The 14,456-nt window shown below is 71.2% G+C and carries 15 protein-coding genes; 8 read left to right on the top strand and 7 right to left on the bottom strand.

Annotated features, from left to right (window positions below; translation table 11 throughout):
• Positions 1 to 395 precede the first annotated feature (395 nt).
• Complete coding sequence (locus FBZ87_RS11715) at positions 396 to 719, top strand: hypothetical protein (protein WP_145610528.1); 324 nt, start codon at positions 396 to 398, stop codon at positions 717 to 719.
• 16 nt (positions 720 to 735) lie between these two features.
• Here the strand turns inward: FBZ87_RS11715 and FBZ87_RS11710 are convergent, their stop codons facing one another.
• Together FBZ87_RS11710 and FBZ87_RS11705 are read right to left on the bottom strand one after the other, a co-directional pair.
• Complete coding sequence (locus FBZ87_RS11710; protein WP_145610527.1) at positions 736 to 1,395, bottom strand: NAD(P)-dependent oxidoreductase; 660 nt, start codon at positions 1,393 to 1,395, stop codon at positions 736 to 738.
• Positions 1,396 to 1,459: 64 nt separating this feature from the next.
• Complete coding sequence (locus tag FBZ87_RS11705; RefSeq protein ID WP_145610526.1) at positions 1,460 to 1,933, bottom strand: SRPBCC family protein; 474 nt, start codon at positions 1,931 to 1,933, stop codon at positions 1,460 to 1,462.
• 141 nt (positions 1,934 to 2,074) lie between these two features.
• Here FBZ87_RS11705 and FBZ87_RS11700 point away from each other — a divergent pair, with 141 nt between their 5' ends.
• A complete protein-coding gene (locus FBZ87_RS11700) occupies positions 2,075 to 2,986 on the top strand; it encodes a LysR family transcriptional regulator (protein WP_145610525.1) in 912 nt (303 codons plus the stop codon).
• Here FBZ87_RS11700 and FBZ87_RS11695 read toward each other — a convergent pair whose 3' ends face one another.
• From FBZ87_RS11695 to FBZ87_RS11680, 4 genes are all read right to left on the bottom strand, one after another.
• Positions 2,987 to 3,322: a Rieske (2Fe-2S) protein gene (locus tag FBZ87_RS11695; protein ID WP_145610524.1), complete on the bottom strand. Its 336-nt coding sequence runs from the start codon at positions 3,320 to 3,322 to the stop codon at positions 2,987 to 2,989.
• 355 nt (positions 3,323 to 3,677) lie between these two features.
• A complete protein-coding gene (locus tag FBZ87_RS11690; protein ID WP_145610523.1) occupies positions 3,678 to 4,091 on the bottom strand; it encodes an EVE domain-containing protein in 414 nt (137 codons plus the stop codon).
• 168 nt (positions 4,092 to 4,259) lie between these two features.
• A complete protein-coding gene (locus tag FBZ87_RS11685; protein WP_145610522.1) occupies positions 4,260 to 4,544 on the bottom strand; it encodes a YciI family protein in 285 nt (94 codons plus the stop codon).
• 22 nt (positions 4,545 to 4,566) lie between these two features.
• Positions 4,567 to 5,559: an NAD(P)H-dependent glycerol-3-phosphate dehydrogenase gene (locus FBZ87_RS11680; RefSeq protein ID WP_422394459.1), complete on the bottom strand. Its 993-nt coding sequence runs from the start codon at positions 5,557 to 5,559 to the stop codon at positions 4,567 to 4,569.
• 178 nt (positions 5,560 to 5,737) lie between these two features.
• Here FBZ87_RS11680 and FBZ87_RS11675 point away from each other — a divergent pair, with 178 nt between their 5' ends.
• A complete protein-coding gene (locus FBZ87_RS11675) occupies positions 5,738 to 7,120 on the top strand; it encodes a metal-dependent hydrolase family protein (protein ID WP_145610520.1) in 1,383 nt (460 codons plus the stop codon).
• Between the two features lie 59 nt (positions 7,121 to 7,179).
• Here the strand turns inward: FBZ87_RS11675 and tsaD are convergent, their stop codons facing one another.
• Complete coding sequence (gene tsaD / locus FBZ87_RS11670; RefSeq protein WP_145610519.1) at positions 7,180 to 8,250, bottom strand: tRNA (adenosine(37)-N6)-threonylcarbamoyltransferase complex transferase subunit TsaD; 1,071 nt, start codon at positions 8,248 to 8,250, stop codon at positions 7,180 to 7,182.
• A 126-nt stretch (positions 8,251 to 8,376) separates the two neighbouring features.
• Between tsaD and hemC the strand changes: the two genes are divergently transcribed.
• Genes hemC through FBZ87_RS11645 form a run of 5 tightly spaced genes read left to right on the top strand, consistent with a single transcriptional unit; the run spans position 8,377 to position 14,436 of the window.
• Positions 8,377 to 9,336 (top strand): hydroxymethylbilane synthase, encoded by a 960-nt coding sequence (gene hemC, locus FBZ87_RS11665; RefSeq protein ID WP_145610518.1) that lies wholly within the window; start codon positions 8,377 to 8,379, stop codon positions 9,334 to 9,336.
• 21 nt (positions 9,337 to 9,357) lie between these two features.
• Positions 9,358 to 10,089 carry a uroporphyrinogen-III synthase gene (locus FBZ87_RS11660; protein ID WP_145610517.1) on the top strand — a complete coding sequence of 244 codons (732 nt, stop codon included), beginning with the start codon at positions 9,358 to 9,360 and terminating at the stop codon, positions 10,087 to 10,089.
• Between the two features lie 17 nt (positions 10,090 to 10,106).
• Positions 10,107 to 11,978, top strand: coding sequence for a COG4223 family protein (locus FBZ87_RS11655; protein WP_145610516.1), 1,872 nt, complete (start codon positions 10,107 to 10,109; stop codon positions 11,976 to 11,978).
• Positions 11,975 to 13,459 carry a heme biosynthesis protein HemY gene (locus FBZ87_RS11650; protein ID WP_145610515.1) on the top strand — a complete coding sequence of 495 codons (1,485 nt, stop codon included), beginning with the start codon at positions 11,975 to 11,977 and terminating at the stop codon, positions 13,457 to 13,459. The genes FBZ87_RS11655 and FBZ87_RS11650 overlap by 4 nt, the downstream gene beginning before the upstream one ends.
• Complete coding sequence (locus FBZ87_RS11645; protein WP_145610514.1) at positions 13,456 to 14,436, top strand: cobalamin biosynthesis protein CobD/CbiB; 981 nt, start codon at positions 13,456 to 13,458, stop codon at positions 14,434 to 14,436. The genes FBZ87_RS11650 and FBZ87_RS11645 overlap by 4 nt, the downstream gene beginning before the upstream one ends.
• Positions 14,437 to 14,456 lie beyond the last annotated feature (20 nt).

Below are 14,456 nucleotides of genomic sequence, written 5' to 3'. Positions count from 1 at the left end.
TCCGGCCTGGCCCCTCCCTACCGGGGGACCCTGGCCGGCCCTGTCTGTCGGGCCTGGTGCGGCGATCGCCATCGCTTGCCGGGCCGAGTATCCCTCTTGCCCCCGCATTCCACAAGCATGGGGCCGTTGCGGCCGCCGGCAAATTCACGGCAATTCACGGGTTTGCCGACTTTTCCGGGGCTGGGAATCATGAAAAACCAGGGCGGGACGGTGGGTCCATGACATGGATCACCCCGCCAACCATTCAGGGTGACGCGAAAGGATGGTTTTCCCCAATGTCCTTTCCCCTTCGGTGCGGCTCCCGCCCGTGTTCATCTTGTGTTATTCATAATGCCGCTATTGTCATTCGGGGCGGGCCACCTTCCGGCCCGGACTTTGCGCGGATAGGGATGCCCATGACCACGGGTGTTGGGGACAACGGTACGGGACATGATACGACGGATCTGATCGGCCGGCTGAGCCAGATCAGCAGCCGTACCAGCCTCATGGCCATCGACAGCGTGCTGCGCGCGCTGTCCCATCCGGCCGTGACCCGTACCACCTCGGGTCTGGCCACGGCGGAGAGGGGCTCGTCCTCGGCGGCGGTCGCCAATGACGCCGCCGATACGCTGTCCGCCCCCACCGTCGCCGACGTGGCGCGCGAGGTGGGTGTGATCGCCCGCCGCATGGTCACCACGACCGAGGACTTCGCCGCCACCATGAAGACCCGATCGGCTTAACGGCACCGGCGCGCCGTCACCACGTGATCAGCGGGGCACGGCGCCGCCAGGTGTCGTCGCGCACCTGCTTCAGGACGAAGCCCGCGACATCCGCCCGCGATATGGTTCCACCGTGGACGCCGGTCAGGTCGGTCAGCGCGCGGACGCCGCCGCGGCTGGGCTTGTTGTTCAGGATGGTCGGACGGACGAGAACCCAGTCCAGCCCGCTGTCCCTGACGATGGCCTCCTGCCGGTTCTTGTCGGCGTAGACCTTGCGCAGCAGCAGCGGGAAGATCAGCCTGTCGAACAGGAAGCCGCCGTGCCCGGCGCTGTCGCCGGCGCCTATCCCCGTGATGCAGACTAGGCGGTTGACACCCTCGGCCTTCATCGCGTCCACCAGGGCCCGCGTCGCGGTCGAAAGGGATGTCACCTCACGGAACGGGCTGGCCGGCGTGCCCAGCGCGCTGATGACGGCGTCCCGCCCCTTGAGGGCCTGGCGCAGGACGGTCTCATTGCGGGCGTCCCCGAGGACGGGCGTCGCCCCGTCGAGCCCTCGCGCCTTTTCGGCGGAACGCGCCAGCACGGTGACGTCATACCCCTGCGCGATCGCCTGGCGAACAATCAGACGGCCGGTGGGACCGGTGGCACCCAGGACCAGGATCTTGGGCGGGGTGCTGTCCATTACGGAATTTTGCATGATGCTGCCTCGGAAAAGGGGACGCCGGCTGGGCGGCGCCCCGCGTGGATGGTAGGGGCGTCGATCAGAGCCGGCCTTCCGCCAGCAGATCGCGGGTCCGCTTCAGCGTCGACAGCAGGGCGGCCTTGTAGCCCCGGTCGCTGTCGAACTGCGCCTGCTCGGCCTGTTCCTCGGCCCCGTTCGGTTCCTTGCCGCGCAGGCCGAGATAGCAATAGAAGCGGAGCTGAAGCGCGCCGTCGGCATCCTCGACCAGCTCGTTGACGATGGCGCCCTCGCGCGGGCCGGTGGCCTGGAAGAAGGTGACCTTGGCCTCAGGCTCGAAGGCGATGATCTCCCGCAGGTCGGCACCGCCGATCGTGGCCTCCCGCACGATGTGCGTGGCGCTCTCCTCCACCACGTCGCAGCGGGTGCAGAGGTTGGGCGGCAGGAACAGGCGGGCGTCACGGGCCTTCAGCACCAGGCCCTTCCAGACCTGGGCGCGGGTCAGCGGGGCCTCGCCCTGCGGATTCACGGGAACGGTGGCGGTCGAATAGATCATGATGGCGCTCCTCGCTCGGAATGGATTTGCCAGGGTGCCCGGCTGGGCCGTGGCTGGCGTTTGAAGACACCCCAAATTTAATGATCCATATCCGGGCCGATAGACGGTAGATTTGGACATATCGTCTCTATGGTGGAACAGATGGACCTGCTCGCCCTCGCCGATTTCAATCTTGTCGCCCGCCATGGCGGGTTCGGGCGGGCCGCCCGCGCCTCGGGCCGGCCCAAGGCGACCCTGTCCCGCCGCGTGGCCGAGCTGGAGGCCGCCCTGAACCTGCGCCTGTTCGAGCGTGGCGGCCGGCTTCTGAAGCTGACGGAGGAGGGGCGGGCCCTGTTCCAGCGGACGGGCGCGCTGCTGACCGAACTGGACGAGACGGCGGCGGCGATCGCGTCGGGTGGGGATCGGCCGCGGGGGCGGCTGCGGGTGAGTGCGCCGCTGCTGTTCTCGCAGACCGCCATGGGCAGGATCGCCGCCGGCTTCGCGCTGAAATACCCCGACGTCCGGTTGGAGGTCACGACGGAGGACCGGCCCGTCGATATGGTGGAGGAAGGCTACGACCTAGTGATCCGGGTGAACCCTGATCCGGACGAAAGCCTGGTCGGGCGCAGCTTCCTGCGCGACCGCCTGGTCGTCGTCGCCAGCCCGCATCTGGCCCGGCCCCACCTCGACGGGCAGGCGGACGACCGCACGGTACCGGCCGTGGTGCGGGGGCCGGCGGGCGGGGGCGGGACCTGGGATGTCGTGGGGCCGGCGGGACGGGCGCGCATCGCGGTGGACACGGTGCTGCACCTGTCGTCGCTGGTCATGGTCCGCGATGCCGTCCGGGCGGGCGTCGGCGCCGCGCGGCTGCCCATTTCCCTGGTGAGCCATGACCTGGCCGCCGGCACACTGGTGCATTGGGGGGATGTGGAGGGGCCGGAGATCGCCCTGTGGGCGCTCTATCCCTCACGACGCCTGCTCAGCGCGCGGGTCTCAGCCTTCCTGGATTACTTGAAGGAGGCGTTTCCCGCCGGCACGCCGGAGGAACTGGCGGCCTATGTCGGGGGCGCCTGATCAGCCGTCCAGGTGGACGGCGCCGTCCTCGACGCGCACCCGCACCGGCGTCAGGCTGCGGCCGGCGCAGGGGCCGTGAATGCACAGGCCATCCTCCACCCGGAACAGGGCGCCATGGGTGGCGCACTGCAGGTGGCGGCCGTCGGCGCTCATGAACTGGTCGGGCGTCCAGTCCAGGGTGGTGCCGACATGGGGACAGCGGTTGTGGTAGGCGAAGGCCCGGTCGCCCCGGCGGGCCACCAGGATTTCCTCGCGCGCGCTGCCGCTGCCCCAGGTGATCCCCTTGGCCTGGCCATCCGCGATGTCCGCCAGGTGACATAGTGGCGTCGGTATCATGATGGACGCTCCAATCGGATGCGACTGCGGCCCCAGCGGAGTACTGCGCCGAGCGCTACACCGCTTAAGGCTCCGGCGCCGCCCAACACCATGGACATGGGCAGGGCCGCCTCCACCACATATTCGGCCAAGTTGAAGTGGGTGAAAGTCTGAAACGGCAACGCCCCGAGGGGCGGTAGCAGGAGGGCAACACTAATGACCAGCCCCCATCCCCTCCGGCCCCTCGCTGCGACTACGATCGCGCAGACCACCGCCGTCAGGCTCCAAAGGCCGAGGCTAAGGTGGTGGCTAAAGGCAAGGCTTGCTGGGTTAATGACGTAGATGGCGTCGGTGGTGCCGTCCTGCATCTTTCGCCTCAGGCATCAACGCCCATGCGTTGGCAGGCGCCCTTCCACTCCGCATCCGTGATGGGGCAGACGGACAGGCGCGACTGGCGCACCAGGGCCATGCTGGACAGCTCGGGGTCGGCCTTGATCTCCTTCAGCGTCAGGGGCGTCTTCACCGGCATCACCGGCTTCAGATCCACCATGACGAAGCGGCCGCTTTCATCCGACGGGTCGGGGTAGGCCTCGCGCACCACCTCGGCGATGCCCACGATCTCCAGCCCCTCGTTGGAGTGATAGAAGAAGGCGCGGTCGCCCACCTTCATGGCCTTCAGGTTGTTGGCGGCCTGGTAATTGCGCACGCCATCCCAATGGGTGCGGCCGTCGGCCACGAACTTGTCCCACGCATATTTGAAGGGTTCCGACTTCACCAGCCAGTAGGGCATCTCTTGTTTCCTTGTTCCCTCAGGCGCCGGACGCGGCCACCTGACCGCTTGGCTTATCCTCGACTTCCAGTCCGCCTGCGGCTCCCCGTAAATCTCCGGCGGCCCCCTTGTATTTAAACGGGGGCGCGGCCTAGGGAAAAACTGGGATGGCGGTGGCGGTGCTGCCGATCAGGCCTTCGGATAAACGACGCGGAAGGGTTGGATCATTACGGATTCGAAAACACCGGCTTGGGCATAAGGGTCGGCGGCGGCGAAGGCCTGGGCGGCAGCTTCGTCGGGGAAATCCACGACCAACAGGCTGCCCACGGGGTTCTTGCCCTCGGCGTCCAGCAGGGGACCGGCCACGACGATATGGGCCACCTGGCTATCCAGATATTCCAGGTGCTTCGGGCGGGTGGCCAGGCGCAGGTCCAGGTTGCCGGGCTTGTCGGTGCAGGTGATGGCGAAGTGCATGGGAACGGCTCTCCGGTAAGGCTTATGCGCCCTCGGGCTTGAGGGGGCGGGACAACAGGGATTGGATGGTGGCGTTGACGTCGGCGCCATGGTTCAGGATGGCATCCACCGCCTGGCAGATGGGCATGTCCACGCCCCGGCGGGCCGCCAGGCGCACCACGGCTTCCGCTGTGTAGACGCCCTCCGCCACGGAATTGCGGCCGGCCAGGATGGTGGCCAGGGGCTGCCCCTGGCCCAGGGCATGGCCCAGCGACATGTTGCGGGATTGCAGGCTGCCGCAGGTCAGCGTCAGGTCACCCAGGCCGGACAGGCCCATGAAGGTTTCCGGCCTGGCGCCCAGCGACTGGCCCAGGCGGGCGATCTCCGCCAGTCCGCGGGTGATCAGGGCGGCGCGGGCGTTGTCGCCCAGGGCGCGCCCGGCGACGATGCCGCAGGCGATGGCCAGCACGTTCTTCACCGCCCCACCGATCTCCGCCCCCACCAGGTCGTCGCTGGCATAGGGGCGGAACGTCAGGCTTCCCAGGGCCTGGGCCAGGCCCTGGCTCAGGGCCGCGTCACGGCAGGCCAGGGTCACGGCGGTGGGCAGGCCCCGCGCCACCTCGGCGGCGAAAGTAGGGCCGGACAGCACGGCCAGCGGCGTGCCGGGCAACTCGCCGGCCGTCACCTCGGTCATCAGGCTGCCGGTGGCGATCTCGATGCCCTTGGCGCACAGCACCACCGGTGTGCCGCTGGCCAGCAGGGGCTTCAGCTTCGCCGTCGTGGTGCGGATGTGCTGCGCCGGCGTCACCAGCAGCACAGCGTCGGCCCGCACGGCCTCCGCCAGGTCGCCAGTGGCGCGGATGGCGGGGTCCAGCGCCACGCCGGCCAGGAAGGGGGTGTTCTCGTGGCTGCCATTGATGGCGGCCACCACTTCGGGCTCGCGCGCCCACAGCACCACGTCACGCCCGGCCCGGCGGGCGGCCATGGCCAGCGCCGTGCCCCAGGCGCCCGCCCCGATGACACCGATCCGCTGCATCTCCATCCCCTCCGGACGTCATAAGCGATTGCTGGCCTTGGCTTACCCCGGATGGGCCGGCTTCCGCAATGGGCCGGTGGCGGCGGTGCCGAGGCGATGATACCGTGGCGCCCAGCCGACCGGGCGGTGAACCGGCGGGTGAAACAGGGACATGGCTTCTGAATAAGGGGATGCCGAAATGGCTGTTGGTACGATGACAACGGCGGGCCGCGCCCGCCGCGCCGCCTATTCCTTTGCCCTGCTGGCCGGTTGCGCGCTGGCCCCACTGGGCGCGCACGCCCAGGACGCCGCCCCGGCGCCCAAGCCGGTGGTGCTGCACTGCCCGGCGTTGCTTGACTCGGTGGCCGGCAAGATGCTGGGCCAGAGCAGCGTGGTCATCCAAGGCGACCGCGTCACCGAGGTGGTCTCCGGCTATATCACCCGGCCTGAGGCCGAGGTGGTTGAACTGGCGGGGGAGACCTGCCTGCCGGGCCTGATCGACGCCCATGTCCATCTCAGCAACGAATTCACCCCCACCGTCTACAGCGACATGCTGCACTTCAACCTGGCCGACTGGGTGGTGCGCAGCACGGTGTGGGCCAAGCGCACCCTGCTGGGCGGCTTCACCACCGTGCGCAACCTGGGCGACAGCCATTATGAGACGGTGGCCCTGCGCGACCAGATCAACAAGGGCTGGGTGGCCGGCCCGCGCATCCTCACGGCCGGTCCCGCCATCGGCTCCACCGGCGGCCATGCCGACGACGGCGATGGCCTGCGTATGGACCTGCAGCCCGACGTCGGCGCGCACGACAGCATCATCAACGGCACGGCCGACGCCTGGAAGGCGGTGCGTGAGCATTACAAGCAGAACGTCGACACCATCAAGATCATGACCACGGGCGGCGTGCTGGACCTGTCGGGCAGCGTCGACAACAGCCAACTGACGGAGGAGGAGACCAAGGCCCTGGTCGCCGCGGCGCATGAGTACGGCTACATCGTCGGCGTCCACGCCCACGGGGCGGAGGGCATCCGCCGCGCCGTCGTCGCCGGCGCCGACAGCATCGAGCACGGCACCTTCATGGACGCCCAGGACATGAAGCTGATGAAGGAGCACGGCACCTACTACGTGCCCACCATCTACACGGGCACCTATGTGACGGAGAAGGCCAAGGGCAACCCCCACGCCTATCCGCCGGCGGTGCAGGCCAAGGCGCTGCTGGTTGGCCCGCAGCTGATGAAGACGGTGGGCGACGCCTACAAGGCGGGGGTGAAGTTCGCCTATGGCACCGACGCTGGTGTCTACCCGCACGGTGAGAACTGGAAGGACTTCCCCCTGCTGGTCCAGGTGGGCATGCCGGCGATGTACGCCCTGCAGATGGCCACCATCAACGCCGCCACCCTGCTGAAGAAGGACAAGGACATCGGCAGCGTCGCCGCCGGCAAGTACGCCGACATCGTCGCCGTCCCCGGCGACCCGACCAAGGACATCACGCTGATGGGCAAGGTCGACTTCGTGATGAAGGGCGGCGTCGTCTTCAAGAAGGCCGGTGCGGAACAGGTGTTCACCAGCACCGCGCATTGAGGTGGGGCGGCCATCGCCGCCCGGCCCACCGTCACGGCCTGACTTTCACGCCGGGGGCCTTAAGCCTTCACCCCCGCAAACTTCATCGGCTTCGCGGTCGGGTCCAGCGGCCAGCGGGGGCGGGGGGCGAAGTCCAGGCCGTCGGTCCGGCCCAGGCGGAAGCGTTCCAGCCCCGCCCAGGCGATCATGGCGGCGTTGTCGGTGCAGAGGTTCAGAGGCGGGGCGGTGAAGATCAGGCCGCGCTTGGCCGCCAGCTTGGCCAACTGCTCCCGCAAGTATTTGTTGGCGGCGACACCGCCGGCCACCACCAGGTGCCGGCCCCCTCCTTGTTCATTGGCCGGATGCCGACCCTTGAAGGCCTTGATGGCGCGGTCGCAGCGATCCAGCAGCGACTGGCCCACGGCATGGTGGAAGGCGGCGGCGAGGTCCGCCACGTCGGCGTCGGTCGGCGTGCCCAGCTGTTCCACATGCCGGCGCACGGCGGTCTTGAGGCCCGAGAAGGAGAAGTCGCAGTCCGGCCGCCCCTTCATCGGGGCCGGTAGCTCGAACCGGCCGGGGTTGGTGGCGCGAGCCGCCGCCTTTTCCAGCAGCGGACCGCCGGGATAGCCTAGGCCCAGCAGCTTGGCGGTCTTGTCGAAGGCCTCGCCCACCGCGTCGTCGATGGTGGTGCCCAGGCGGCGGTATTGGCCCACCCCCTCCACCTCCAGCAACTGGCAGTGCCCGCCCGAGACCAGCAGCAGCAGGTAGGGAAAGGGCACGTCATCGGTCAGGCGCGCCGTCAGGGCGTGGCCCTCCAGATGGTTCACGGCGACGAAGGGCAGGCCGCGCGCCGCCGCCATGGCCTTGGCTGTCATGACGCCCACGATCACCCCGCCGATCAGGCCGGGCCCGCCGGTGGCGGCGATGGCGTCCACTTGGCCCAGATCCAGGTGCGCCTCATCCAGCGCCTGGCGGATCAGGCCGTCCAGGTAATGCAGGTGGGCGCGGGCCGCCACCTCCGGCACGACGCCGCCATAAGGGCGATGCTCGTCCAGCTGCGACAGCACGACGTTGGCGCGGATGCCCCGCGCGTCATCGACGATGGCGCAGGCGGTCTCATCACAACTGGTCTCGATACCCAGGACGATCATCACTCAAAACCTTCGGCACCCAGCCGGCGTTTGCCGGGCCTAAGCCATATCAAATCGGCACGATTTGCGCCGTTGTCACCGACCGGGGCCTTTCCCGCAACCGCAAAGGGGGATAGACAGACAAGCATGACGACCGCGACGCCCCATCATACTTCCATTGCTCCCCTGCGTATCGGAACAAGGGGCAGCCCCTTGGCCCTGGCCCAAGCGCACGAGACGCGCGACCGGCTGGGGGCAGCCCATCCCCACCTTGCCCTGCCGGGCGCCATCGAGATCGTCGTCATCAAGACGACGGGCGACCGCATCCTGGACCGCACGCTGGCGGAGGCGGGCGGCAAGGGCCTGTTCACCAAGGAGATCGAAGACGCCCTGCTGGCGGGGGAGATCGACCTGGCCGTCCATTCCATGAAGGACGTGCCCACGGTGCTGCCGGCGGGGCTGGACATCACCTGCCTGCTGCCGCGCGAGGATCCGCGCGATGCCTGGTTCAGCCGCGACGGCGCCACGCTGATGGAATTGCCGGCCGGCGCCGTTGTCGGCACCGCCAGCCTGCGGCGCCAGGCGCAGGTGCTGGCCCGCCGCCCGGACCTGACCGTGGTGCCCCTGCGCGGTAATGTGCAGACCCGCCTGCGCAAGCTGGCGGAGGGCGAGGTGGATGCCACCCTGCTGGCCATGGCCGGCCTGCGCCGCCTGAACCTGGACGGTCACGCGACGGCGGTGCTGGAGGCGGACATCATGCTGCCGGCCGTGGCCCAAGGCGCCATCGGCATCGAGACGCGCGTGGCCGACGCCGTGACCAACGGCCTGCTGGCGCCGCTGAACTGCGCCGAGACCGCCCTGCGGGTGACGGCGGAGCGGGGCGTGCTGACGGCCCTGGACGGGTCCTGCCGCACCCCCATCGCCGCGCTGGCGCGGGTGCTGGCCGACGGCAGCATGGACATGGAGGCCATGGCGCTCAGCCCCGACGGCCGCACCATCGTCACCACCAGCCGCCGCTTCGCCGCCGCCGAGGCGCTGGCCGCCGGCCTGGACGCGGGTGCCGAGCTGAAGGGCCGCCTGCCGCCCGGCATCTTCACCGTCTCCTGACCACGGCAGCGGACGGCACCCATGGCCACCGTCCTCATCACCCGCCCCCAGCCGGAAGCCGACCGCACGGCGGCCGCCGTGGCGGCCCTGGGCCATGATGTGCTGATCGATCCGCTGATGACGGTGGAGGATGTGGCGGCCACCCTGCCGCCGCTGGACATGGTGCAGGCCGTGCTGATCACCAGCGTCAATGGCGTACGGGCCCTGGCCCGGCAGGGCGCCCCCCGTACGTGGCCCCTGTACGCGGTGGGCGACCGCACCGCCGCCGCGGCGCGCGACCTGGGCTTCACCACCGTGCGGTCTGCCGCCGGTGACGCGGATGACCTGGTTGGCCTGGTGGCAGCTGAAACCCGGCCCGACGCGGGCCTGCTGCTGCACGCCGCGGGTGTCGATATGGCGGGCGATCCCGCCGGTGCCTTGGCGGCCCAGGGTTTCACCGCCCAGCGCCTGGTCCTGTACCGCGCGGTGGCGGCGGATGCCCTGCTACCCGGTATCCGTGACGCGTTGGTGGCCGGCGCAGTTGACCATGTGCTGCTTTTTTCTGCCCGGTCGGCGCGTACGTTTGTTAACCTTGCGGTACAGGGCCGTGCCGATCTCGGCGCCGTTTCAGCCCTGTGCCTCAGCCCGGCGGTGGCGGGCGCCCTGGGGGATGCCTCCCTGTTCCGCCACGTGACCGTGGCCGCCCATCCCAACCAGGCCGCCCTGCTGGACCTGCTGGCCCTGGTGCCCGACGGGCCCGGACGCGTTTTTTAGGATGAAAGGATCGCCGTATGAGCGGTGAAGGTTCGGACGCCCCGTCCCCCACCTCCGGCATGGGCCCCACCCCCGGCATGGGCCCCACCCCCGGCATGGGCCCCGCCCCTGGTACGGGACAAGGCGGTTTGGTCCAGTCGGGCGCCAATCCGCAGGTGGACGCCATCGTCGAACGGTTCGGCGGCATCCGGCCCATGGCGGCCAAGCTGGGCATTCCCGTGACCACGGTCCAGGGCTGGAAAAAGCGCGGTCATATTCCACCCAACCGCCGTGCCGACCTGGAGGCGGCGGCATCGCGCCTGGGGCTGGTCCTGACAGCCACCGAACTGGATGCCGTGATGGGTGCGCCGGAAGCATCCGCCAGCCCACCTCCTTCTGCGGTCATCGCCCTGCCGGGGCCGGACGATCGACCCCTATCGCCCGGCCCCGTAACCTTCGCCGGCCAGCCCTCCCTGGACGGGGAGCCGTCGGCCCCCGCCAGCAGCTATCGTCTGGGCGCCCGGCCGGACGATGCCGTGCCACCACCCCCGCCGCCGCCCCCCGCGCCACCGGGCGAGACCTTCCGCGCGGATCGCCCCCGCATGGAATTGCCGAAAACGGACGCCCCCATGGCGGAGCCGCCCCGGGCGGACGCACCGCGTGTGGAGGCACCCAAGCCCGACGCCATCCGCCGCGATGCGCCTCGGCCAGCCGCCCCGCCGCCGCGCCGGGGTGGGGGGGCTGTGTCGGCCCTCGCTCTGTTGATCTCCCTGGCGGCGCTGGGCGCCGGTGGCTGGTCGCTGTATCGCGCCGGCGTCTTGGACCCGTGGCTGAGCCGCGCCGGCCTGCCCGCCGCCCTCCCGGCTGCCCAATCAGGGACCGCCCAGCCGGCGCAATCGGCGGAGCAGGCGGGGACGGAGGCGACCTTGGCCGAGATGGTCCGCCGTCTGAACGCCGCCGGCCAGCGCCAGCAGGCGCTGGAGCAGGAGGTGGCCGACCTGAAGGCCAGGCTGGCCGCCGCCCCGGCGGTGAACGCCGACGGTGCCCCGGCACCGGCCGCCCCCGACCCGGCCCTGACCGCCCGGCTGGAGCAGATGACGGACCAGTTCAACCGCCTGACCGACCGGCAGCGGGCGCTGGAGCAGGCGCTGGCCCAGTCGGCACAGCAGCGGGAGGAACTGTCCGGCCGGCTGGCGGCGCAGACCGCCGCCGCCGGCCGCGGCCAGGCCCTGCTGGTGGCGACCAACCAGCTGCAGGCGGCCTTATTGTCCGGCCGGCCCTATGGGGTGGAGCTGTCGGCGGTGCGCAGCCTGGCGCCGGAAGACGACGCCCTGCGCCAAGCGCTGGATCGGCTGGCGCAAAGCCAGGCCACCGGACTGGCCGGCCCTGTGGCCCTGCGCGAAGGCTTCGACCGCGCCGCCACCGCCGCCCAGCAGGCGGCCCAGGTGCCGGAGGGGGCCGACTGGCTGCAACAGCTGTGGGGCCACATCAAGGCCCTGGTCACCATCCGCCGCAAGGACGGGCGCGTCGAGGGCAACGCACCGGACGCCGTAGTGTCGCGCGCCGGCGCTGCCTTGGACCGGGGCGACATCGGCACGGCGGTGGCGGAAATGTCGGCCCTGTCCGGCCCGTCGGCGGCGGCACCCGAGGTGCAGGCCTGGCTGCGCGATGCCCAGGCGCGGCTGAGCGCCGATGACGCCATGAACCGGCTCTCGCGCCGTGCCGTCAGCGATGTGCAGGCCGGCCTGCCTCCGCCTAAGGAACGGCCAGCCGAAAGCGTGCCCGCTCCGTCGCCCGACACCGGCAAGGCTGACATGGCGAAGCCCGAGGAGGCCAAGCCGGGCGAGCCGGTGCCGGCCGAGGGTGGCGGCCCGTCGCAATCCCAGCCGGCGGACGGGGGTCACCCATGAGGCGGACGCTGTGGTTCCTGCTGCGCCTGGGCCTGGTCATCGCGTTGGCGGTCTGGGTGGCGCAGCGGCCGGGCACCCTGCGGCTGGATTGGCAGGGTTACATCATCCAGACCCAGGTGGGCGTGGTGGCCGTGGCCCTGCTGCTGCTGGCGGTCGTGGCCTACGTCCTGGTGCGCCTGTTCGTGCTGGTATGGCGCAGCCCCGGGCGCCTCGGCGCGGGGCGCCGCACCAGCCGGCGCACGCGGGGATACCAGGCCCTAGGCCGGGGCTTTCTGGCAGTGGCCAGCGGGGACGGCGCGGGCGCCGGCCGCCTGGCCGCCAAGGCCGACGGCCTGCTGAACGAACCGTCGCTGACCCTGTTGCTGTCCGCCCAGGCGGCGCAACTGGCGGGGGACGAGGCGGCGGCGGCCGGCCATTTCACAGCCATGCGCGAGCGTGGCGCGGCGCTGAAGCAGCCGGACATGGCCTTCGTCGGCGTGCGCGGCCTGGCCCTGCAGGCGCTGGCCGCCGGCCAGACCCAGCGGGCGCTGGGCCTGGTGCAGGAGGCGGCGGCCCTGAAGCCCAAGGCACGCTGGCCCCTGCTGACCCAGTTCGACCTGCAGGCGCGCGCCGGCGACTGGACCGCCGCGGCGGCCACGCTGGACGCCTTGACGGCGGCCAAGGCCCTGCCGGCGGAAACCCTGCGCCGCCACCGCGCCGCCTTGCTGGTGGAACGCAGCCGCGCGGCGGAGGCCGACGGCAACCAGGACCAGGCGCTGGCGTTGGCGCGCAAGGCCCACGATCTGGAGCCCGCGTCCGTGCCGGCGGCGGTGCAGGCCGCGCGCCTGCTGGCGGCCACCGGGTCCGCCCGTGCCGCCACCCGCGCCCTGGAACAATCCTGGCGGCTGGCGCCCCATCCCGAGCTGGCCGCCGCCTGGGGTGTCGCCGGAGAGAAGGCTGGTGCCGCCGCCGACCCGCTGGCCCGGGTGAAGCGGCTGGAGGCTCTGGTGGCCTTGGACGCCAACGTGCCGGAGGCCCACGTCGCCCTGGCCGACGCGGCGACCGAGGCGCGCCTGTGGGGCTTGGCCCGCGGTCACCTGACCCGCGCCTTGGCCCTGCGGCCCACCGCCCGCGTCTACCGCCGCCTGGCCGCACTGGCGACGGCCGAGCATGGCCAGGGTGCGGAGGAGCGCGGCCACCTGGCCCAGGCGGCCAGGGCCGTCCCCGATGCCGCCTGGGTGTGCCAGGCCTGCGGCGGCGTCAACCCCACCTGGGGGGCGCTGTGCAGCCATTGCGGCGGCTTTGACACCCTGGCCTGGCGTGTACCAGGGGCCTCGCGCGTGCCGGGCGGTGGCGCGCAGGGTGCTGCGGCCGAGACGCTGGGCTTCCTGCCGCCGCCGGAACCGCCGGCGGGCGGGGCGGAGGGCGGTGGCTTGCGCCGCCTGTCGGACCGGCTGCCGACGTTCACCCTGGCCAGCCTCAGGCCCGGTAGACGGACATGATCCCCCTACCGTTCGCCCCGCCCCGGGCGGAATCGCTGCTGCTGCTGGCGCTGGCCCTGGTGCTGAACGCCTTCATCGCCGGCTTTCCCGCCGTGGACCGCTGGCTGGCGACGCCGCAGAGCCAGCTGGCCGGCGCCGTGCGCTGGGCCGACAAGCGCCTGAACCGGATTGAGCGGCTGGATAGCGTGCGCCTGGCGCGCGGCGCCCTGCTGGTCCTGGTCCTAGCGGGTGGGGTGGGGCTGGCGGCCCTGGTGCTGACCATCGCCGCCGTGCATTTGCGCGTGGCTTGGCTGCTGTCGCTGCTGCTGGTGACGCGGGCGCTGCTTTTCGGCCGCCTGCTGGTCACCATGCGCGGCCTGCTGGCCGCAGCCACGGCGGCGGATGAGGAGGCGCTGCGTCAGGCGGTGGCGCCGCTGACCCACAAGCCGGTGTGGACCATGGATCGTCACGCCGTGCTGCGGGCGGGGATGGAGTCACTGGTGGGGCAGGTCAGCCGCGGCCTGGTGGCGCCGCTGTTCTGGTTCGCGCTGTTCGACCTGCCGGGCCTGATGATCTGGGTGACGGTGGAGACTGTGGCGGCGACGGTGGGCCACACCTCACCCCGCTATGCCGCCTTTGGCCGGCCGGCGCGCCGCGCCCTGCTGGTCATGGATTGGGTGCCGGCGCGCCTGACCGTGCTGTTCCTGGCGGCGGGCTGCCTGATGGTGCCCGGCAGCCGTCCGGGCACGGCCTTGGCCGCCCTGCGCACCCAGCACGTCCAGGGCACGGCCGCCTTGCCCGTGGCCGCCGTGGCCCGCGCCCTGAACCTGGCCCTGGCCGGCCCGCGCAAGGAGGGCGAGATGGTGGTCTACGAGGACTGGCTGGGCACCGGCCGCGCCCGCGTCGACGCCAGCGACATGCGCGCCGTCGTGGCCCTGACCGCCGCCGCCGGCCTGCTGGCCGTGTGTATCGCGCTGCTGGCGCTGGTGTGGGCGTGAGAGGTCCCCAGGCGCCGGTG

It is taken from the genome of Nitrospirillum amazonense (genome assembly GCF_007828035.1).
GTDB lineage: Bacteria > Pseudomonadota > Alphaproteobacteria > Azospirillales > Azospirillaceae > Nitrospirillum > Nitrospirillum amazonense.
This window is presented reverse-complemented; position numbering and strand designations above follow the sequence as displayed.